18 protein-coding genes are annotated in these 20,294 nt (G+C 71.7%); 16 read left to right on the top strand and 2 right to left on the bottom strand.

What is annotated here, in order from left to right:
• The first annotated feature begins 105 nt into the window (after positions 1-105).
• Positions 106-531 (top strand): Rieske (2Fe-2S) protein, encoded by a 426-nt coding sequence (locus ACN9M0_RS08355; RefSeq protein WP_366037220.1) that lies wholly within the window; start codon positions 106-108, stop codon positions 529-531.
• A 12-nt stretch (positions 532-543) separates the two neighbouring features.
• On the opposite strand, the gene ACN9M0_RS08350 is transcribed toward ACN9M0_RS08355, so the two are convergent.
• Complete coding sequence (locus ACN9M0_RS08350; protein ID WP_366037221.1) at positions 544-1,473, bottom strand: hypothetical protein; 930 nt, start codon at positions 1,471-1,473, stop codon at positions 544-546.
• Positions 1,474-1,702: 229 nt separating this feature from the next.
• Between ACN9M0_RS08350 and ACN9M0_RS08345 the strand changes: the two genes are divergently transcribed.
• Both ACN9M0_RS08345 and ACN9M0_RS08340 read left to right on the top strand, forming a co-directional pair.
• Complete coding sequence (locus ACN9M0_RS08345; protein ID WP_366037222.1) at positions 1,703-2,290, top strand: papain-like cysteine protease family protein; 588 nt, start codon at positions 1,703-1,705, stop codon at positions 2,288-2,290.
• A 5-nt stretch (positions 2,291-2,295) separates the two neighbouring features.
• A complete protein-coding gene (locus ACN9M0_RS08340; protein WP_366037223.1) occupies positions 2,296-3,054 on the top strand; it encodes a hypothetical protein in 759 nt (252 codons plus the stop codon).
• A 349-nt stretch (positions 3,055-3,403) separates the two neighbouring features.
• On the opposite strand, the gene ACN9M0_RS08335 is transcribed toward ACN9M0_RS08340, so the two are convergent.
• Positions 3,404-4,156, bottom strand: a complete 753-nt coding sequence (locus ACN9M0_RS08335) for an SDR family NAD(P)-dependent oxidoreductase (protein WP_366037224.1) — start codon at positions 4,154-4,156, stop codon at positions 3,404-3,406.
• A 58-nt stretch (positions 4,157-4,214) separates the two neighbouring features.
• Between ACN9M0_RS08335 and uvrC the strand changes: the two genes are divergently transcribed.
• The 13 genes from uvrC to ACN9M0_RS08270 all read left to right on the top strand — a co-directional run bounded on the left by uvrC (position 4,215) and on the right by ACN9M0_RS08270 (position 20,292).
• The gene (gene uvrC / locus ACN9M0_RS08330) at positions 4,215-6,221 is read left to right on the top strand and encodes an excinuclease ABC subunit UvrC (protein ID WP_366037225.1); all 2,007 of its coding nucleotides are present in this window, start codon (positions 4,215-4,217) and stop codon (positions 6,219-6,221) included.
• Positions 6,218-7,216 carry an RNase adapter RapZ gene (gene rapZ / locus ACN9M0_RS08325; RefSeq protein ID WP_366037226.1) on the top strand — a complete coding sequence of 333 codons (999 nt, stop codon included), beginning with the start codon at positions 6,218-6,220 and terminating at the stop codon, positions 7,214-7,216. Before uvrC ends, rapZ begins: the two co-directional genes overlap by 4 nt.
• Complete coding sequence (locus tag ACN9M0_RS08320; protein ID WP_366037227.1) at positions 7,213-8,238, top strand: gluconeogenesis factor YvcK family protein; 1,026 nt, start codon at positions 7,213-7,215, stop codon at positions 8,236-8,238. Before rapZ ends, ACN9M0_RS08320 begins: the two co-directional genes overlap by 4 nt.
• Entirely contained in the window at positions 8,229-9,218 is a 990-nt protein-coding gene (gene whiA / locus ACN9M0_RS08315) for a DNA-binding protein WhiA (protein ID WP_030205188.1), read from the top strand. The genes ACN9M0_RS08320 and whiA overlap by 10 nt, the downstream gene beginning before the upstream one ends.
• A gap of 186 nt (positions 9,219-9,404) precedes the next feature.
• Positions 9,405-12,356, top strand: coding sequence for a M14 family metallopeptidase (locus ACN9M0_RS08310; RefSeq protein ID WP_399696395.1), 2,952 nt, complete (start codon positions 9,405-9,407; stop codon positions 12,354-12,356).
• A 219-nt stretch (positions 12,357-12,575) separates the two neighbouring features.
• The gene (gene gap / locus ACN9M0_RS08305; RefSeq protein ID WP_366037229.1) at positions 12,576-13,586 is read left to right on the top strand and encodes a type I glyceraldehyde-3-phosphate dehydrogenase; all 1,011 of its coding nucleotides are present in this window, start codon (positions 12,576-12,578) and stop codon (positions 13,584-13,586) included.
• A 112-nt stretch (positions 13,587-13,698) separates the two neighbouring features.
• Complete coding sequence (locus ACN9M0_RS08300) at positions 13,699-14,910, top strand: phosphoglycerate kinase (protein WP_366037230.1); 1,212 nt, start codon at positions 13,699-13,701, stop codon at positions 14,908-14,910.
• A gap of 7 nt (positions 14,911-14,917) precedes the next feature.
• Positions 14,918-15,694 carry a triose-phosphate isomerase gene (gene tpiA, locus ACN9M0_RS08295; protein WP_366037231.1) on the top strand — a complete coding sequence of 259 codons (777 nt, stop codon included), beginning with the start codon at positions 14,918-14,920 and terminating at the stop codon, positions 15,692-15,694.
• Between the two features lie 97 nt (positions 15,695-15,791).
• Entirely contained in the window at positions 15,792-16,022 is a 231-nt protein-coding gene (gene secG / locus ACN9M0_RS08290) for a preprotein translocase subunit SecG (RefSeq protein ID WP_366037282.1), read from the top strand.
• A gap of 77 nt (positions 16,023-16,099) precedes the next feature.
• Positions 16,100-16,435, top strand: coding sequence for an RNA polymerase-binding protein RbpA (locus ACN9M0_RS08285; RefSeq protein ID WP_078908267.1), 336 nt, complete (start codon positions 16,100-16,102; stop codon positions 16,433-16,435).
• A 161-nt stretch (positions 16,436-16,596) separates the two neighbouring features.
• A complete protein-coding gene (pgi, locus tag ACN9M0_RS08280) occupies positions 16,597-18,258 on the top strand; it encodes a glucose-6-phosphate isomerase (protein ID WP_399696394.1) in 1,662 nt (553 codons plus the stop codon).
• A 4-nt stretch (positions 18,259-18,262) separates the two neighbouring features.
• The gene (locus ACN9M0_RS08275; RefSeq protein WP_366037232.1) at positions 18,263-18,763 is read left to right on the top strand and encodes a PH domain-containing protein; all 501 of its coding nucleotides are present in this window, start codon (positions 18,263-18,265) and stop codon (positions 18,761-18,763) included.
• Entirely contained in the window at positions 18,760-20,292 is a 1,533-nt protein-coding gene (locus ACN9M0_RS08270; RefSeq protein ID WP_426403365.1) for a PH domain-containing protein, read from the top strand. Before ACN9M0_RS08275 ends, ACN9M0_RS08270 begins: the two co-directional genes overlap by 4 nt.
• Positions 20,293-20,294 lie beyond the last annotated feature (2 nt).

The raw sequence follows: 20,294 nt of genomic DNA, 5'->3' as shown, positions 1-20,294 counted from the left end.
CCGCCTCCCACGTCAGGCCCGGGCGCGGGCCCCCGGAGGGCCGCCGGTATCGTCGGTTCGGTCACCCCTGGGGTGTCTTGTCCCCGATCTCACCGTGGAGCGCTCATGTCCGGCCAGTCCAGCCGCCGCACCGTACTGAAAGGCGCGGCCCTCGCCGGAGCCGCCGGGCTGGGAGTCGCCGCCTGCTCCACCGAGTCCAAGCTCGGCCACGCCGAGGTCCCGACCCCGACCGCGCCGGTCCCGCTCGGCGCCCCGGACGAGGTTCCGGTCGGCGGTTCCAAGCTCTACCGCGAGCAGCGGCTCGTCGTGAGCTGCCCGGCCAAGGGCCAGTACAAGGCCTTCAGCGCCCAGTGCACCCACGCCGGCTGCGTCCTCGACAAGGTCGAGGAGAACGAGGGCAACTGCCCCTGCCACGGCAGCCGCTTCGACGTGACGACCGGCAAGGCGGTCCGGGGCCCGGCCACCGTCCCGCTCCCCGAGGTCCCGATCCGCGTCGAGGACGGCAAGCTGGTGGCCGGCCCCGAGGCCTGACCGTTCCGGGACTCACGACCAGTCCCAGTCGATCCCCAGGATCCCCGGGCGTACCCCCTGCTCCACGACGTGCACCGTGCGGTGCCGGCCGCTCAGCGTCAGCTCCGCACGGCCGCCGCGCGGCGCACCCGCCGAGGCCTGCGCGAACCTCCGGCACCGCACCGGAAGCGCCGCCTCGTCGAAGCGGACCTGGAGCACGTACTGCCCGCCCGCGAAGCTGAACCCGCGCACGTACTCCCCGCTCGGACCCGCCGTACCGTCCTCGAAGCCGTACGAGAACAGGTACGTGTCCCCGGCCCGCAGCCGCGCGTCGAAGAGCAGCTCCGCGACCAGCACACCCGTCCCGGCATGCCACCGCACCCGCCCGGTCCGGCAGTTCTCCACCGCCCGCACCACCACCCGGGACGGGTCGCAGCCGGGATCCCCGTGATGGATGGCGAGGTAGCGGTCGACGCCGTCCCGGTGCGCCCGCACCACGTGCTGCGACTCGCGCCCCACGAGCTCCCGGCCCGCCCCGATCCGTACCCGCTCGTGATGCCCCACCGTGTGCAGCCCGCCGTCCGCCGGGGACTCCAGCTCCGCCAGCAGCTCCTCGACCGAGCCCGAGGCCTCCACCAGTGAGCGGTACGAGCGGGCCGCCGGGCGCTCCACCTCGGAGCGGGCGGCCGCGTGGTCCGTCAGCAGCCGCAGCAGCGAGTTCCCCGGCAGCTGGAGGACCTCCTCCAGGGCCCGGACGGCCTTCAGGGACTCCGGCCGCTGCGGGCGGCGGGCGCCCTGCTGCCAGTAGCTCAGACTCGTCACCCCGACCTTGACGCCCCGGTGCGCGAGATGGTGCTGGACCCGCTGGAGCGGCAGCCCGCGCACGGCCAGCGCGGTGCGCAGCGCCAGATGGAAGGGACCGGTGTGCAGCAGCTGCACCAGATCGGCCTCGGTGTGGCTCACGAGGACTCCTCAGTGAACGTTCACGACGGGGGCACGGACCGTCGCGCCGCGAGGGGTGGGCGGGCAGGTGGGCCATGGGTGTCCGTTCACACCCGGGTCGCACCGTTCACAGTCCGATGTCATCCCGCATTGAAGCGTGTTGACCCGGTCAGGACAACGGCAGATGCTCCTGACCAGCGTCCGGACGCGCTCCTCCACTCCCCACATCCCCCGCCCCGGGAGGAACGCGATGCGCAGAAGAAAGCTGAACCTCGCGGCACTCGCCGCAGCCGCCCTCTTCCTCGTCCCCACCACCTCCGCCTCCGCCGCACCCGCCGGCGAGGACGCCTCCGCCCTCGCCTCCAAGCGGCTGAACATCACCATGCAGGCCCAGCAGAAGACCAACTGGTGCTGGGCCGGCTCCGGCAACACCATCGCCACCTGGTACGGCCGGAACTACAGCCAGAACCAGTTCTGCAACGCCGCCTTCAACCGGCAGCAGGGCTACGACTGCCCCAACTGGCAGGCCACGCTCTCCAACGTCCAGACCGGACTGAGCTGGGCCGGCATCAGCCCCGGCTCGTACGTCGACGGCTGGCTGCGCTACTCGACCGTCCAGACCGAGATCAACGCCGACCGGCCCGTCGAGACCCGGATCCAGTGGTCCAGCGGCGGCGGCCACATGCACGTGATCTACGGCTACGACGACGCGAACAGCTGGGTCTACTGGGGCGACCCCTGGCCCTCCAGCGACCGCTACAACTGGGCCTCCCACGCCTGGTACGTCGACAACGGCTCCTTCTCCTGGACCCACTCGCTCTACCGGATCGGGGCGTGACGACGATGAACGCACGTGTCACGGGCGCCGGCCTCCTCGCCGCCGCCGCACTCCTCGGCCTCGGGGCGCTGCCGGCGGCCGCCGCCGAGGGGCTTCCGCCCGCGCCGACCCCCGAACAGGCCGCCTCCGCGCCGCGGACCCTGGACACCCTGTCCCGCTTCTTCGCCCGCGACGGCGCCCTCGCCCGCACGGCGGCCGCGCCGCGCGTCGAAGGCGCCTCCGTCCCGGTACGGCTCCTCTCCCCGGACTTCGTCGCGGGCAAGGCCGGGGCGCCGGTCGCCCGCGTCGAGTTCCGGGCCAGCAGGGCCGTGGCCTCGGACGGGCAGAAGGCCTCGCTGTGGACCGTGAGGCAACCGGGGGCCGGGGGCGGCTGGCAGGTGGTGAACATCGCCACCGGAGACGACGAGATCCGCTACGCCGAGCAGGGCGCGCGCGTACTGCCCGGCGGGCTCGTCTTCCGTGAGCCGCAGATCGACGCCTGGTACGTCCAGAAGGGGGCGAAGGTGCTGCCCCTCGACGAGGACGCGGTACGGGCCGTCGGCCGGAACGGGACGAGCCTCACGGCGTACCGGGAACGGGTCGTCCGGGCGTACGGGGACAAGCTGCCGGGGTCTTCGTACGCGCGGAAGGGGGCGGCGGGGGGTTACGACGTGGTGCCGCCGCCGCCCGTGTCCGACGACGAGGTCGGTGTCGCCGCGGCCGGGGTGGGCGGAGGCCTGCTGCTGGCGCTGACGGCGACGGTGGTGCTCAGGCGCCGCCACTGACCGCCGTTGCGCTGCGCTCGTTCCGCCGGGGCGGCGCCACCCCGCGCCCCCGTTGCGGGCATACGTTCCGCCGGGGCGATGGGGGTCCCCCCTGCTCGAGCGAAGCCGAGAGCTTGGGGGAGGGTGGGCACGACGGACGGCGCCCTTGCCGGCGCCAGAGGCTTCCGCGACCTGACCCGCACCCCTTGGTGTGCCGCTCTCGTGGTGCGGGTTCAGGCGCGGAACGCGGAGGCGCCGCTGAGGGCGCCGTCCCGTGGGCCCACCCGTCCCGCCCTGCGGGACGGGTGGGCCCACGGAGGTGGGCGGGGGGCCGCCCAGTCGGGCGCGCGCCCACACGCGGTGGGAGCGGTCAGCGGGCCAGGTAGCCGCCGTCTACCGGGAGGATCGTGCCCGTCACGAACGACGCCTCGTCCGACGCCAGGAACAGAATCGCCGCCGCCACCTCCTCCGGCGTGCCGAAGCGGCCCATCGGGTGGGCCCGGACGATCTCCGCCAGGTACTCCGGGCCGCCCGGTTCCGAGCGGGCCGCGGCCACCCGCTCCGTCTCGATCGTGCCCGGGGCCACCGCGTTCACCCGGATCCCGTGCTCCGCCCACTCCACCGCCAGGTGCTTGGTCAGTCCGGTGGCCACGAACTTCGCCGGGCCGTAGACGGCCTGCCGGGCCTGGCCGGCCACGCCCGAGATCGACGAGGTGCACACGATGGCCCCGCCGCCCGAGACGAGCATGGCCTCGATCGCGTACTTGCAGGTCAGGAACATGCCCCGGCCGTCGACGGCCATCACCCGGTCGAAGTCGGAGCCCTCCGCCTCGGTGACGGAGAGCAGCGGGATCACGCCCGCGTTCGCCACCAGGACGTCCAGCCGTCCGAAGTGCTCCACCGCCGTGGTGATCATCCGCCGGGCGTCCTCCTCTCGGGAGACGTCGCCGACCACCGGGGTCACCCCCGTGAGCGTGGCGAGGCGGTCACCGTCCACGTCCGCGGCGACCACCCGGGCCCCCTCCCGCAGGAAGCGTTCGGTCGTCGCCCGCCCGATTCCGCTCGCCGCGCCCGTGATCACGCACACCCGGTCCGCCAGCCGTCCCGTCACCTGATTCGCCATGCCTCGCCAACGAGCGTGCGCGGCCGGAGTGTCGGTCCCCGCCAGTAGGGTGGTGAGCATGGCAGACCCCTCCAGCTACCGCCCCAAGCCGGGTCAGATCCCCGACTCCCCGGGGGTCTACAAGTTCCGCGACGAGCACCGCCGGGTGATCTACGTGGGGAAGGCGAAGTCCCTGCGGCAGCGGCTGGCGAACTACTTCCAGCCGCTCACGAGCCTGCACCCACGCACGGCCACGATGGTGACGACGGCCGCCTCCGTGGAGTGGACCGTGGTGTCCACCGAGGTCGAGGCGCTGCAGCTGGAGTACTCGTGGATCAAGGAGTTCGATCCCCGGTTCAATGTGAAATACCGGGACGACAAGAGCTATCCGTACCTCGCGGTCACCATGAACGAGGAGTTCCCGCGCGTCCAGGTCATGCGCGGGCACAAGAAGAAGGGCGTGCGCTACTTCGGGCCGTACGCGCACGCGTGGGCGATCCGCGAGACCGTCGACCTCATGCTGCGGGTGTTCCCGGTGCGGACGTGCTCCGCGGGGGTGTTCCGGAACGCCGCCTCGGCCGGCCGCCCCTGCCTCCTCGGCTACATCGGCAAGTGCTCGGCGCCCTGCGTCGCCCGGGTCACGCCCGAGGAGCACCGCGAACTGGCCGAGGACTTCTGCGACTTCATGGCCGGCCGCACCGGCACGTACATCCGCCGGCTCGAGAAGCAGATGATGATCGCGGCCGAGGACATGGAGTACGAGAAGGCCGCCCGGCTCCGTGACGACATAGAGGCCCTGCGCCGGGCCATGGAGAAGAACGCGGTCGTCCTCGCCGACGCGACCGACGCCGACCTGATCGCCCTCGCCGAGGACGAGCTGGAGGCCGCCGTCCAGATCTTCCACGTGCGCGGCGGACGCGTCCGGGGTCAGCGCGGCTGGGTCACCGACAAGGTCGAGGCCGTCGACACGGCGGGGCTCGTCGAGCACGCGCTCCAGCAGCTGTACGGCGAGGAGAGCGGTGAAGCGGTCCCCAAGGAGGTCCTCGTCCCCGCGCTGCCGGAGGACCCGGAGTCCGTGTCCGCCTGGCTCTCGGGCCGCCGCGGCTCCCTCGTCTCGCTGCGCGTCCCGCAGCGCGGCGACAAGAAGGACCTGATGGAGACGGTCGCGCGCAACGCCCAGCAGGCGCTCGTGCTGCACAAGACGAAGCGGGCCAGCGACCTGACCACCCGCTCCCGGGCCCTGGAGGAGATCGCCGAGGCCCTGGACCTGGACTCGGCGCCGCTGCGGATCGAGTGCTTCGACATCTCGCACCTCCAGGGCGAGGACGTCGTCGCCTCGATGGTGGTCTTCGAGGACGGGCTGCCCCGCAAGAGCGAGTACCGCCGCTTCCAGATCAAGGGCTTCGAGGGGCAGGACGACGTCCGGTCCATGCACGAGGTGATCAGTCGCCGCTTCAAGCGCTACCTCGCCGAGAAGGACCGTACGGGGGAATGGGGCGCCCTCGCCGAGGGCGAGGCCCCCGCCGGCGGCGAGGTCCCGGCGGAGGACGCCCAGGACGACGGGCGGCCCAAGCGCTTCGCGTACCCGCCGCAGCTCGTCGTCGTCGACGGCGGGCAGCCGCAGGTCGCCGCGGCCCGCCGCGCCCTGGACGAGCTCGGCATCGACGACGTCGCGGTCTGCGGGCTCGCCAAGCGCCTGGAGGAGGTCTGGCTGCCCGGTGACGACGACCCGGTGGTGCTGCCCCGCTCCAGCGAGGGCCTCTACCTGCTCCAGCGGGTACGTGACACGGCTCACGACTTCGCCATCCGCTACCAGCGGTCCAAGCGGACGAAACGCATCCGTACCAGCCCGCTGGACGCGGTCCCCGGCCTCGGAGACACGCGGAAACAGGCGTTGATCAAGCATTTCGGCTCGGTGAAGCGGCTCCGGCAGGCGACAATCGAGCAGATCTGCGAGGTTCCCGGCATGGGCCGGAAGACCGCGGAGGCGGTCGTCGTGGCCCTCGCCCAGGCGGCCCCGGCCGCACCCGCCGTGAACACGGCGACAGGAGAGATCATGGAAGACGACGGGGGCGGCACGGCATGACCGCGCACGAACAGCACGACGAGCACGCAGCGCACGACCAGCAGGAAGCGCACGACGAGCACGACCGAGAAGACGGAGCAGGACACGTGAGTACGGGCACGAAGGAGACCCCCGGCGACAACGGCGCCGAGGCGGCCATTCCCGAGCTGGTGATCATCTCCGGCATGTCCGGAGCCGGCCGGTCCACCGCGGCGAAGTGCCTGGAGGACCTCGGCTGGTTCGTCGTGGACAATCTGCCGCCCGCGCTGATCCCCACCATGGTGGAGCTCGGCGCCCGCTCCCAGGGCAACGTCGCCCGGATCGCCGTCGTCGTGGACGTCCGCGGCCGGCAGTTCTTCGACAACCTCAGGGAGTCCCTCGCCGACCTGGACGCCAAGCAGGTCACCCGCCGGATCGTCTTCCTGGAGTCCTCCGACGAGGCCCTGGTCCGGCGCTTCGAGTCGGTCCGCAGGCCGCACCCGCTCCAGGGCGACGGCCGCATCACCGACGGCATCGCCGCCGAGCGCGACCTCCTGCGCGAGCTGCGCGGCGACGCCGACCTGGTGATCGACACCTCCAGCCTCAACGTCCACGAGCTGCGCGCCAAGATGGACGCCCAGTTCGCCGGCGACGAGGAGCCCGAGCTCCGGGCCACCGTGATGTCCTTCGGCTTCAAGTACGGCCTGCCGGTCGACGCCGACCTCGTCGTCGACATGCGCTTCCTGCCGAACCCGCACTGGGTCCCCGAGCTGCGCCCCTTCACCGGCCTCAACGAGGAGGTGTCGAACTACGTCTACAACCAGCCCGGCGCCAAGGAGTTCCTCGACCGCTACACCGAGCTGCTCCAGCTGATCGCCGCGGGCTACCGCCGCGAGGGCAAGCGGTACGTGACCATCGCCGTGGGCTGCACGGGCGGCAAGCACCGCTCCGTCGCCACCGCCGAGCGCCTCGCCGCCCGCCTCGCCTCCGAAGGGGTCGAGACCGTCGTCGTCCACCGGGACATGGGGCGCGAGTGAAGCCGTACCGTCGGCGTACCTCCACCCTCGCGGTGCGGCGTACGCTCCGCAGGCGCGGCACCCAGCCCAAGGTGGTCGCGCTGGGTGGCGGCATGGGCCTGTCGGCCTCCCTGGCCGCGCTCCGCCGGATCACCGGCGACCTCACCGCCGTCGTCACCGTCGCCGACGACGGCGGCTCCAGCGGCCGGCTCCGGGAGGAGCTCGGCGTGCTGCCCCCGGGCGACCTGCGCAAGGCGCTCGCCGCGCTCTGCGGCGACGACGACTGGGGCCAGACCTGGGCCCGGGTGATCCAGCACCGCTTCCAGTCCAAGGGCGAGATCAACGGCCACGCCGTCGGCAACCTGCTGATCGTCGCCCTCTGGGAGCAGCTCGGCGACCCCGTGCAGGCCCTCGACCTGGTCGGCCGGCTGCTCGGTGCCCAGGGCCGGGTGCTGCCCATGTCCGCCGTGCCCCTGGAGCTCCAGGCCCTGGTCAGGGGCCACGACCCGGAGCGCCCGGACGAGGTGGACATCGTCGCCGGGCAAGCCACCGTGGCACTCACCCCGGGCGAGGTGCAGTCCGTGCACCTCGTGCCGAACGACCCGCCGGCGGTGCCCGAGGCGGTCGCGGCGGTCCTGGACGCGGACTGGGTGGTCCTGGGTCCCGGCTCCTGGTTCTCCTCGGTGATCCCGCACCTCCTGGTCCCCGAACTCCTCGACGCACTGGCCGAGACGAAGGCCCGGAAGGTGCTCTCGCTGAACCTCGCGCCGCAGCCCGGAGAAACCGAGGGCTTCTCCCCGCAGCGTCATTTGGAGGTTTTGGGACGACACGCCCCTAAACTCGCCCTGGACGTGGTGCTGGCCGACGAGGCCGCCGTGCCCGATCGCGAGTCCCTCGCCGATGCCGCCAAGCGGCTCGGCGCCGCGGTCGAGCTGGCGCCGGTGGCCGGGCCCGACGGCTCCGCGAAGCATGACCCGGAGCTGTTGGCCGCCGCGTACGACCGTATTTTTCGGATGCATGGAAGGATCGGCCCATGGCGATGACGGCAGCGGTGAAGGACGAGATCTCCCGGCTTCCCGTCACCCGGACCTGCTGCAGGAAGGCAGAGGTCTCGTCGATCCTGCGGTTCGCGGGCGGGCTGCACCTGGTGAGCGGCCGCATCGTGATCGAGGCGGAGCTGGACACCGCGATGGCGGCCCGCCGCCTCAAGCGGGACATCCTGGAGATCTTCGGGCACAGCTCGGAACTGATCGTGATGGCCCCCGGCGGGTTGCGGCGCGGCTCGCGCTTCGTGGTGCGGGTGGTGGCCGGAGGCGACCAGCTGGCCCGGCAGACGGGTCTCGTGGACGGCCGCGGCCGCCCCATCCGGGGGCTTCCCCCGCAGGTGGTCTCCGGTGCGACCTGTGACGCGGAGGCGGCCTGGCGGGGTGCCTTCCTGGCGCACGGCTCGCTGACCGAGCCCGGCCGCTCCTCCTCCCTGGAGGTGACCTGCCCGGGGCCGGAGGCCGCCCTCGCGCTGGTCGGCGCGGCCCGCCGGCTCTCCATCGCGGCGAAGGCCCGTGAGGTGCGGGGCGTGGACCGGGTCGTCGTCCGCGACGGCGACGCGATCGGCGCCCTCCTCACCCGGCTCGGCGCGCACGAGTCGGTGCTCGCCTGGGAGGAGCGGCGGATGCGGCGCGAGGTCCGCGCCACCGCCAACCGCCTGGCCAACTTCGACGACGCCAACCTGCGCCGCTCGGCGCGCGCCGCGGTCGCCGCCGGCGCCCGGGTGCAGCGCGCCCTGGAGATCCTCGGCGAGGAGGTGCCCGAGCACCTCGCCGCGGCCGGCCGGCTCCGCATGGAGCACAAGCAGGCCTCTCTGGAGGAGCTGGGCGCGCTCGCCGACCCGCCGCTGACCAAGGACGCGGTGGCCGGCCGGATCCGCCGGCTCCTCGCGATGGCCGACAAGCGGGCGCAGGACCTGGGCATCCCCGGGACCGAGTCCAACCTGACGGAGGAGCTCGACGACAGCCTGGTCGGCTGACCGGATCCGTCGCCGTACGGACGTAGGAACACGGAAGTACGGAACCTCGAACTCCGCGCTGCCGGTGCCTTTCTGAGGCACCGGCAGCTTTTTCGTACACCCCGCGAGGCACCCTTGACAGGCCCGTGGGCGCCCAAGAGCCTGGCGTCTGTTCACCTTCGGGACAGACAACAGCAAGGGGGGCTCATGAGACGCAGAGCGAGATCGATCCTCGCCGCGGCTTCACTGCTGATCGCGGGAGTGGCGGCGGCACCCGTCGCCGGAGCGCAGCCGAACGACCGGGACGGCGGCGACGCCCTCTCCGTGTGGCGTGCCGAGGTCACCAAGGAGCAGGTCCCGCTGCTCCTCGAGGCCGGTGCCGACGCCCACGAACTCACCGAGCAGGTCCCGGCGAAGGGCTCCGCGACGGTCGAGCTCTTCCTCACCGGCCGGCAGGCCGGGCAGCTGCGCGGCCAGGGCGTCGAGATCGCCGAGCACAACCTCACCGCCCAGACCGAGAAGCGGGTCGCCGCCGCCGGAGACGGCGTCTTCCGCCCGTACGGAGGTCCGAACGGCCTCAAGCAGGAGATCCTGGACACCGCGCGGGCCAACCCCGGGCTGACCAAGGTCGTCTCCATCGGCAAGACCCTCGACGGGCAGGACATCCTCGCCCTCAAGCTGACCAAGGGCGCCCCGCGCGCCAAGGACGGCTCGAAGCCCGCCACGCTGTACATGTCCAACCAGCACGCGCGCGAGTGGATCACCCCCGAGATGACCCGGCGGCTGATGCACTACTACCTCGACCACTACGGCAAGGACGAGCGGATCACCCGGATCGTCGACTCGACCGAGCTGTGGTTCGTGCTCTCCGCCAACCCGGACGGCTACGACTACACGCACGCCGACCCCGACCACCGGCAGTGGCGGAAGAACCTCCGCGACAACGACGGCGACGGGAAGATCGGCCCCGCCGACGGCGTCGACCTCAACCGCAACTTCGCCTACAAGTGGGGCTACGACAACGAGGGCTCGTCCCCCGACCCCACCGACGAGACCTTCCGCGGCAAGGGCCCCATGTCGGAGCCCGAGACCAGGGCCCTCGACGCCTTCCAGAAGCGCATCGGCTTCGCCTACGGCGTCAACTACCACTCGGCCGCCCAGCTCCTGCTGTACGGCGTCGGCTGGCAGGTCGCCACCGACACCCCCGACGACGTGGCCCTCAAGGCCCTCGCCGGCACCCCGCAGAACTCCGCCGTGCCCGGCTACCGGCCGCAGGTCTCCTCCGAGCTGTACATCACCAACGGCGAGGCGGACGGACACGCCGCCAACGTCAACGGGATGCAGATGTTCACCCCGGAGATGTCGACCTGCGCCACGGCCTCCCGCGTCGACCCGAACGACGCCTGGAACCCGGCCGACTGCGCCTCCGTCTTCACCTTCCCGGACGACGAGAAGCTGATCCAGGCCGAGTTCGCCAAGAACATCCCCTTCGCGCTCGCCGTCGCCGAGACCACTGCCCACCCGGACCGGCCCGTCTCCCCGGTCGGCATCGACGCCCCCGACCTCACCCCGAAGACCTTCACCACCTCCTACGCCCGCGGCGCGGAGCAGGAGGTCGCCGTCACCGCGCGCAAGTCCCTGCGCGGCAAGACCCTGAAGTACCGGATCAACGGCGGCCGCACCCACAGCGAGGAGCTCGACGCCTGGAAGGGCGGCGAGACCTACGGCGGCGACGACAACCTCTACTTCGACGAGTACCGCGCCGAGGTCGGGGGCGCCCGCCCCGGCGACTCCGTCGAGGTCTGGTTCACCGCCCGCACCCGCGAGGGCCGCGCCACCTCCTCCGCCCCCTTCACCTACAAGGTGGCCGAACGCCCACGCGGCGACGTCCTCGTCCTCGCCGACGAGGGCGGCACCACCGCCGCCGGGCACACCGCGGCGTATGTCCGGGCGCTCGCCGACAACGGCCGCAAGGCCGCCGTCTGGGACGTCGCCACCCAGGGCACGCCGGACGCCCTCGGCGTCCTCTCCCACTTCCGCACCGTCGTCTGGTACACCGGCGCCGAGCGCCCGAACGGGGCCGCCCAGCTCGCCGTCCGCGCCTACCTCAACGAGGGCGGCAAGCTGATCAACGCCGGCGAGAAGTCCGGCGGGCTCACCGAGGTCGGCCAGGCCGAGACCAACGACTTCGCCCAGTACTACCTCGGCGCCTACCACCGCGCCGGCCTCAAGAACCCGCCCGCCTTCGCCGGCACGGGCGCCTTCGCGGGCGTCGGCGTGACGCTCGGTGCCGCCGCCGACAACCCGCTCGACAACGCGGGCGCGTACACCGTCACCTCGGACACCCTGAAGCCGAAGGACTTCCCGCAGTTCGCGAGCAGCGCCTCGGCCGGTGACTACCCGGGCATCCGCACCCCCTTCGAGCCCGCCGAGGGCTCGGCCTTCGCGGCCGTCAAGCACGCCGACGACACCTGGGCCCGGCTCGCCAGGACCGTCGACCTCACCGGAGTCGCCGCCGCGTCGAAGCCGCGCCTGGACTTCCAGGTCAGCTACGACACCGAGCCCGGCTACGACAACCTCGTCGTCGAGGCCCACACCGTCGGCCAGGACGACTGGACGACCCTGCCCGACGCCAACGGCGGCACCTCCACCACGCCCCCGGCCGATTGCGGCGAGGGCTACTACGTCCGCGGCCACCCCTTCCTCGCCCACTACCTCACCGTCGGCGAGGACGGCTGCGCATCCACCGGCACCACCGGCTCCTGGAACGCCTTCACCGGCCCCTCCAACGGATGGCGGCAGGCCTCCGTCGACCTGAGCGCCTGGGCGGGCAAGAAGGTCGAGCTCGCCGTCTCGTACGTCTCCGACCCCGGTACGGGAGAGATGGGCGCCTTCGTCGACGACACCCGGCTCGTCACCGGGACCACCACCGAGGCGGAGGGCTTCGAGACCTCCCTCGGCGCCTGGACCACGCCGGGCGCCCCGGCCGGCAGCCCCGGCAACACCTCCGACTGGACGCGCTCCGCGGCGCTCTTCCACTCGCAGGCGGCGGTCACCACGCGCGACACCGTCCTCCTCGGCTACGGCCTGGAGCAGGTGCCCGGCACGGCGGAGCGGGCACGGCTCGTCGGCCGCGCCCTGGCGGCCCTCCGGCGCTGACGGAGAGTAGTCGGGACAAAGAGTCCCAAGGCGGCCCGTACCCGTCGGTAGGGGCGGGCCGTCGGCCGTTCTCCCTCACTTTCCGGGCTCGTCCGTATGTGCAGGATGTCACTCGGCGGCGGCCGGGGAGGTAGGGTCGTAAGCGGTCGGGGACATCCCAAAAAACATAAATCTCGCCGGCGTCGAGCACACCGGCGTAGCTGACGAGGAGATCGGTTCGTGACGATCCGCGTAGGCATCAACGGCTTTGGCCGCATCGGCCGGAACTATTTTCGAGCGCTCCTTGAGCAGGGTGCCGACATCGAGGTCGTGGCTGTCAACGACCTGGGTGACACCGCGACCACCGCGCACCTGCTGAAGTACGACACCATCCTGGGCCGCCTCAAGGCCGAGGTGACCCACACCGCCGACACCATCACCGTCGACGGCCACACCATCAAGGTGCTGTCCGAGCGCGACCCGGCCGACATCCCCTGGGGCGACCTGGGCGTCGACATCGTCATCGAGTCGACCGGCATCTTCACGAAGAAGGCCGACGCCGCGAAGCACCTCGCCGGCGGCGCCAAGAAGGTCCTCATCTCGGCTCCGGCCACCGACGAGGACATCACCATCGTCATGGGCGTCAACCAGGACAAGTACGACCCGGCGCAGCACGACGTCATCTCGAACGCGTCCTGCACCACCAACTGTGTCGCACCGATGGCCAAGGTCCTCGACGAGAGCTTCGGCATCGTCAAGGGTCTGATGACCACGGTCCACGCGTACACCAACGACCAGCGCATCCTGGACTTCCCGCACAAGGACCTGCGCCGCGCCCGCGCCGCCGCGGAGAACATCATCCCGACCACGACGGGCGCCGCCAAGGCCACCGCCCTGGTCCTCCCGCAGCTCAAGGGCAAGCTCGACGGCATCGCCATGCGGGTCCCGGTCCCCACCGGCTCCGCCACCGACCTGGTCGTCACCCTCGACCGCGAGGTCACCAAGGACGAGGTCAACGCCGCGTTCAAGAAGGCCGCCGACGACGGCGACCTCAAGGGCATCCTCTTCTACACCGAGGACCCGATCGTCTCCTCGGACATCGTGAGCGACCCGGCGTCCTGCACCTTCGACGCGTCCCTGACCATGGTCCAGGACGGCAAGACGGTCAAGATCCTCGGCTGGTACGACAACGAGTGGGGCTACTCCAACCGTCTCGTCGACCTCACCACCTTCGTCGGCAGCCAGCTCTAAGCTCTAGGGTTCAGGGCAGGCTTTCGATGTGAGCAGGGCTCGGGCAGCGCAATGCCGCGCTGTGCGAGCCCTGTTTGTGTGCTCCACCCCGTACCAAGGAGTCTGTTAACAGATGAAGACGATCGACGAGCTTCTCCACGAGGGCGTCGAAGGCAGGCGCGTGTTCGTCCGCGCCGACCTCAACGTGCCGCTCGACGGCACCACCATCACCGACGACGGCCGCATCCGCGCCGTCGTCCCCACGGTCAAGGCGCTCGCCGACGCCGGCGCCCGTGTCGTGGTCGCCTCGCACCTGGGCCGCCCCAAGGGCGCCCCGGACCCGGCCTTCTCCCTCGCGCCGGCCGCGGCCCGCCTCGGCGAGCTGCTCGGTGCCGACGTGGCCTTCGGGACCGACACGGTCGGCGACTCCGCCACCGCCACGGTCGCCGGGCTCGGCGACGGCCAGGTGGCCGTCATCGAGAACCTCCGCTTCAACGCCGGCGAGACCTCGAAGGACGACGCCGAGCGCGGCGCCTTCGCGGACCAGCTGGCCGCACTCGCCGACGTCTACGTCGGCGACGGCTTCGGCGCCGTGCACCGCAAGCACGCCTCGGTCTACGACCTCCCGGCCAGGCTGCCGCACTACGCCGGCCACCTCATCGCCACCGAGGTCGGCGTCCTGAAGAAGCTCACGGAGGACGTCCAGCGGCCGTACGCGGTCGTGCTCGGCGGCTCCAAGGTCTCCGACAAGCTCGGCGTGATCGACCACCTCCTGGAGAAGGCCGACCGCATCCTCGTCGGCGGCGGCATGGTCTTCACCTTCCTCAAGGCCCAGGGCCACGAGGTCGGCAGCTCGCTGCTCCAGGAGGACCAGATCCCGGTGGTCCAGGAGTACCTGGAGCGCGGGAAGGCCCGCGGCGTGGAGTTCGTGCTCCCCGTCGACGTCCTGGTCGCGCCCGAGTTCCCCGACATGAAGACCAAGGCCCCGGCCCACCCCGAGACGGTCGCCGCGGACGCCATGCCGGTCGGCCAGATGGGTCTGGACATCGGTCCCGAGACCCGTAAGCTCTACGCCTCGAAGCTCGCCGACGCCGGCACCGTCTTCTGGAACGGCCCGATGGGCGTCTTCGAGCACCCCGACTACGCCGAGGGCACCAAGGCCGTCGCCCAGGCGCTCGTCGACTCCCCGGCCTTCACGGTGGTCGGCGGTGGCGACTCCGCCGCGGCCGTCCGCATCCTGGGCTTCGACGAGAAGGCATTCGGCCACATTTCGACCGGCGGCGGCGCCTCCCTCGAGTACCTCGAGGGCAAGACGCTTCCCGGCCTCGCCGCACTGGAGGGCTAACCACCTTATGAGCACCCGCACCCCGCTGATGGCGGGCAACTGGAAGATGAACCTCAACCACCTCGAGGCCATCGCCCACGTCCAGAAGCTCGCCTTCGCCCTGACCGACAAGGACTTCGACGCCTGTGAGGTCGCGGTCCTCGTCCCCTTCACCGACCTGCGGTCCGTCCAGACCCTGGTCGACGGCGACAAGCTCAAGATCAAGTACGGCGCCCAGGACATCTCGGCGCACGACTCCGGTGCGTACACCGGCGAGGTCTCGGGCCTGATGCTGTCCAAGCTGAAGTGCGCCTACGTGGCAGTCGGCCACTCCGAGCGCCGTCAGTACCACGCCGAGGACGACGAGGTCTGCAACGCCAAGGTGAAGGCCGCCTTCAAGCACGGCGTGACCCCGATCCTCTGCGTCGGCGAGGGCCTGGACGTCCGCAAGGCGGGCAACCAGGTCGAGCACACCCTCGCGCAGATCGACGGCGGCCTGAAGGACGTCCCGGCCGAGCAGGCCGAGACGATCGTGATCGCGTACGAGCCGGTGTGGGCCATCGGCACCGGCGAGGTCGCCACCCCCGACGACGCCCAGGAGGTCTGCGGGGCGATCCGCGGCCGCCTCGCGGAGCTGTACTCGCAGGAGCTGGCCGACAAGGTCCGCATCCAGTACGGCGGCTCGGTCAAGGCCGGAAACGTCGCCGCGATCATGGCGCAGCCGGACGTCGACGGCGCCCTGGTGGGCGGCGCGGCACTGGACGCCGACGAGTTCGTCAAGATCGTGCGCTTCCGCGACCAGTGAGTATGCGGTAGCGGAGTTACGTCGTACCCTTGCGGGGGTCGGGCAGGTGCCCGGCCCCCGTCCGTATAAGTCCGAGGAAGTTGGTCCAGCCGTGGTTATGGGGTTCTCGATCGCCCTGATCGTCTTCAGCGGGCTGCTGATGCTGCTCGTGCTGATGCACAAGGGGAAGGGCGGCGGTCTCTCCGACATGTTCGGTGGCGGCATGCAGTCCTCCGTCGGCGGCTCCTCGGTCGCCGAGCGGAACCTGGACCGGATCACCGTCGTGATCGGTCTGCTCTGGTTCGCCTGCATTGTGGTACTTGGTCTGCTGATGAAGTTGGACGGGTAACTCCAATCACTGGACGCGCGTTGGGCCTTACGTAGACTGGGGCATCTTCGAGCACCATCACGCAGGGAGTTACGACCGTGGCAAGTGGCAACGCGATCCGGGGAAGCCGGGTCGGAGCGGGGCCGATGGGTGAGGCCGAGCGGGGCGAGTCGGCGCCGCGCCTCCGCATCTCCTTCTGGTGCTCGAACGGGCACGAGACGCAGCCGAGCTTCGCCAGCGACGCGGCGGTCCCGGATACCTGGGACTGCCCGCGCTGCGGCTTCCCGGCAGGTCAGGACCGGGACAACCCGCCGGACCCGCCGCGCACGGAGCCGTACAAGACCCACCTCGCCTATGTGCGTGAGCGCCGCAGCGACGCGGACGGCGAGGCGATCCTCGCCGAGGCGCTGGCCAAGCTGCGCGGCGAGATCTGAAGCGTGGTGTGACGGTGTGACGAACGGGCCCCGCCCGCGAACTCGGTTCGCGGGCGGGGCCCGTTCGCCGTTCGCGCTCGCCTTCGCGTCGCCCGCCCCTCTGATCAATTAGGTTTGGGGGTGCAGCGGGGCAGACAAGCAGTATTGAGAAGGAATGGGCGATGTCCGAGATGACCAGCGAAGGCCGAATCAGGCTCAACCGGCTGCCCGAGTGGGCGGCCCTCGGCAAGCACCGTGAGCAGCTGGGCGAGACCCACCTGCGCGAACTGTTCGCCGCCGACCCGGAGCGGGGCACCAGTCACACCCTGCGCGTCGGCGACCTCTACCTGGACCACTCCAAGCACCTCGTCACCGACGAGACGCTGACCCTGCTGCGCGAACTGGCCGCCGTCACCGGCGTCGCCGAGCTCCGCGACGCCATGTTCCGTGGCGAGAAGATCAACACCACCGAGGACCGCGCCGTCCTCCACACCGCGCTGCGCGCCCCCCGCGAGGCCGTGATCGAGGTCGACGGGGAGAACGTCGTCCCCGGCGTCCACGCCGTCCTCGACAAGATGGGCGCCTTCGCCGACAGGGTCCGCGCGGGCGAGTGGACCGGCCACACCGGCAAGCCGATCAAGAACATCGTCAACATCGGCATCGGCGGCTCCGATCTCGGCCCCGCCATGGCCTACGAGGTCCTGCGCTCCTTCACCCAGCGGGACCTGACGTTCCGTTTCGTCTCCAACGTCGACGGCGCCGACCTCCACGAGGCCGTCCGCGACCTCGACCCCGCCGAGACGCTGTTCATCGTCGCCTCGAAGACCTTCACCACCATCGAGACGATCACCAACGCCACGTCGGCCCGCGGCTGGCTGCTCACCGGCCTCGGCGCCGGCGACGAGGCCGTGGCCAAGCACTTCGTGGCGCTGTCGACCAACGAAGAGAAGGTCCACGACTTCGGGATCGACACCGCCAACATGTTCGAGTTCTGGGACTGGGTCGGCGGCCGCTACTCCTACGACTCCGCCATCGGCCTCTCCCTCATGATCGCCATCGGCCCGGAGCGCTTCCGCGAGATGCTCGACGGCCTCCACCTCGTCGACGAGCACTTCCGCACCGCCCCGCCCGAGGAGAACGCGCCGCTGCTGCTCGGCCTCCTCGGCGTCTGGTACGGCGCCTTCTTCGACGCGCAGGCGCACGCCGTCCTGCCGTACTCCCACTACCTGTCCAAGTTCACCGCCTACCTCCAGCAGCTCGACATGGAGTCCAACGGCAAGTCGGTGGACCGCGAGGGCAACCGCGTCGACTGGCAGACCGGGCCCGTCGTCTGGGGCACCCCCGGGACCAACGGGCAGCACGCCTACTACCAGTTGATCCACCAGGGCACCAAGGTCATCCCCGCCGACTTCATCGGCTTCGCCCGCCCCGTCGACGACCTGCTGCCCGGACTCGTCGGCCAGCACGACCTGCTCATGGCCAACTTCTTCGCCCAGACCCAGGCGCTCGCCTTCGGCAAGACGCCCGAGGAGGTACGGGCCGAGGGCGTCGCCGAGGAACTCGTCCCGCACAAGACCTTCCAGGGCAACCACCCGACCACCACGATCCTCGCCGATGCGCTCACCCCGTCCGTCCTCGGCCAGCTGATCGCGCTCTACGAGCACAAGGTCTTCGTCCAGGGCGCGATCTGGAACATCGACTCCTTCGACCAGTGGGGCGTCGAGCTCGGCAAGGTCCTCGCCAAGAAGATCGAGCCGGTCCTGACGCGGGGCGAGGGAGCCGGGGAGCTCGACAGCTCCACCGCCGGGCTCGTCTCGGCCTACCGCTCGCTGCGCGGACGGTAAGAACATGACGGGGGAGAACGCGGTGCGGCTGCGGCCGCCCAGGAACGCCGTCGACGGGCGGGCCGTCACCTGGTGGCGCGGCCGGCTCCTGGCGACCACCGCCGTACCGGTGGTGGCGCTCGCCGTCCTCGGGGCGCTCATCGGGCCCGCCCGGTTCTGGCTGCTGCTCGCGGCCGGGGCCGTGGCGGCCCTGGGCCTCGCCTGCACCGCGTTCTTCCCCGCCTGGTGGTTCCGGGTGCACCGCTGGGAGGTCACCGACGAGGCCGTCTACGTGCGCACCGGCGCCCTCTGGCAGGAGTGGCGCATCGCCCCGATGTCCCGGATCCAGACCGTCGACACCTCGCGCGGTCCGCTGGAGCAGCTCTTCCGGCTCGCCACCGTCACCGTCACCACCGCCTCCTCCAAGGGCGCGATCCGGATCGAGGGCCTCGACCACGGACTGGCCGCGGACCTCGCCGAGCGGCTCACCCTCATCACCCAGGCCACGCCCGGGGACGCCACGTGAACCCCGAGGACCGGGAGGAATGGCGGCGGCTCCACCCGCGCACCCTCCTCGCCGGCGCCGCCGTCCTCTGCGGTGTGGCCGGCGGCGCGGCCCTCCCCGCGGTGGCCGGACTCTCCGGGGACAGGCCCCTGTGGCAGGCCGTCGCCTGGGTCCTCGCCGGCGCCGCCCTCCTCGTCCTCGGCGGCACCGTGGCCGACTGGGTACGCCTGCGCCGCACCCGCTACCGCGTCGGCCACGAGCGGATCGACCTCCACACCGGGCTCGTGCAGCTCAAGCGCCGCTCCCTGGCCCGCGAGCGCATCCGCAGCGTCGACCTCACCGCCAATCCCCTCCATCGCGTCCTGGGCCTCGTCAAGGTCCGCATCGGCACCGGCGAGCACACCGGCGGCGAGTCCACCCTCGAACTCGACCTGGTCACCCGGGCCGAGGGCGAACGGCTCCGCCGCGAACTCCTCGCCCGCGCCGAGGCCGCCTCCGCGGACCCCCACCACGACGGCGCCCTCGCCACCGTCGACCCGCGCTGGATCCGCTACGCCCCCGTCTCCTTCGTCGCCCCCGCCCTCGGCGGAGCGGCCGTCGGAGCGGTCTTCCAGGTCAGCGAGTGGTTCGGTGCCCAGGGCGAGGTCATCGACTGGATAGGAGACCGCTTCCGATCCGTCTCCCTCGTGTGGATGCTGGTCGACCTCGTCCTCCTCGCCACCGCCGCCGGAGCCGTCGGCGCGCTCGGCCTCTGGATCGAGGGCTGGTGGAACTACCGCCTGGAGCGCGAACCCGGCGGCACCCTGCGCGTCCGCCGCGGCCTCCTCACCGCCCGCTCGGTCTCCATCGAGGAGCGCCGGCTGCGCGGGATCGAGCTGGTCCAGCCCCTCGGGGTGCGCCTGTGCGGGGCCGCCCGCGTCGACGCCGTCGCCACCGGTCTCGCCGAGGACGACGACGACAAGCACGCCGACCTCAAGAACCTGCTGCCGGCCGTGCCCCGCGAGGTCGCCGACCGGGTCGCCGCCCAGGTGCTCCGCGAGCCGGAGCCGCCCACCGGCGCACCGCTCACCGCCCACCCCCGGGCCGCCCGCACCCGGCGACTGCGCTGGGCCCTGTGGAGCGTCCTCGGCCCCGTCGCGCTGCTGATCCTGCTCGGCGCCCTCCTCACCCCCGTACTGCTGTACGTCGCGGCCGGCTGCGCCCTCGTCCTCACCCCGGTCGCCCTGCTGCTCGCCCGCGACGCCTACCGCGGGCTCGGACACGCCGTCAGCGGCGCCTATCTGGTGACCCGTTCGGGGAGCCTCCGGCGCGCGACCGTGGCGCTCCAGCGCTCCGGCGTCATCGGCTGGACGGTGAAGCAGTCGTACTTCCAGCGCAGGGCCGGGATCCTCACCATCACCGCCACCACCGCGGCCGGGGCGGGCGCCTACGACCTGTACGACGCGGGGGAGAGCCAGGGCCTGGCCTTCGCCGACCGGGCCGTACCGGGACTCCTCACGCCCTTCCTGGAACCCGTACACACGCCGGAGGCCCGGCCCACCGAGAGGTGAAC

It is taken from the genome of Streptomyces sp. R-07 (assembly GCF_049913175.1).
Classification (GTDB): Bacteria; Actinomycetota; Actinomycetes; order Streptomycetales; family Streptomycetaceae; genus Streptomyces.
The sequence above is the reverse complement of the archived record's forward strand: the minus strand, read 5'-3'. Positions and strand labels throughout refer to the sequence as shown.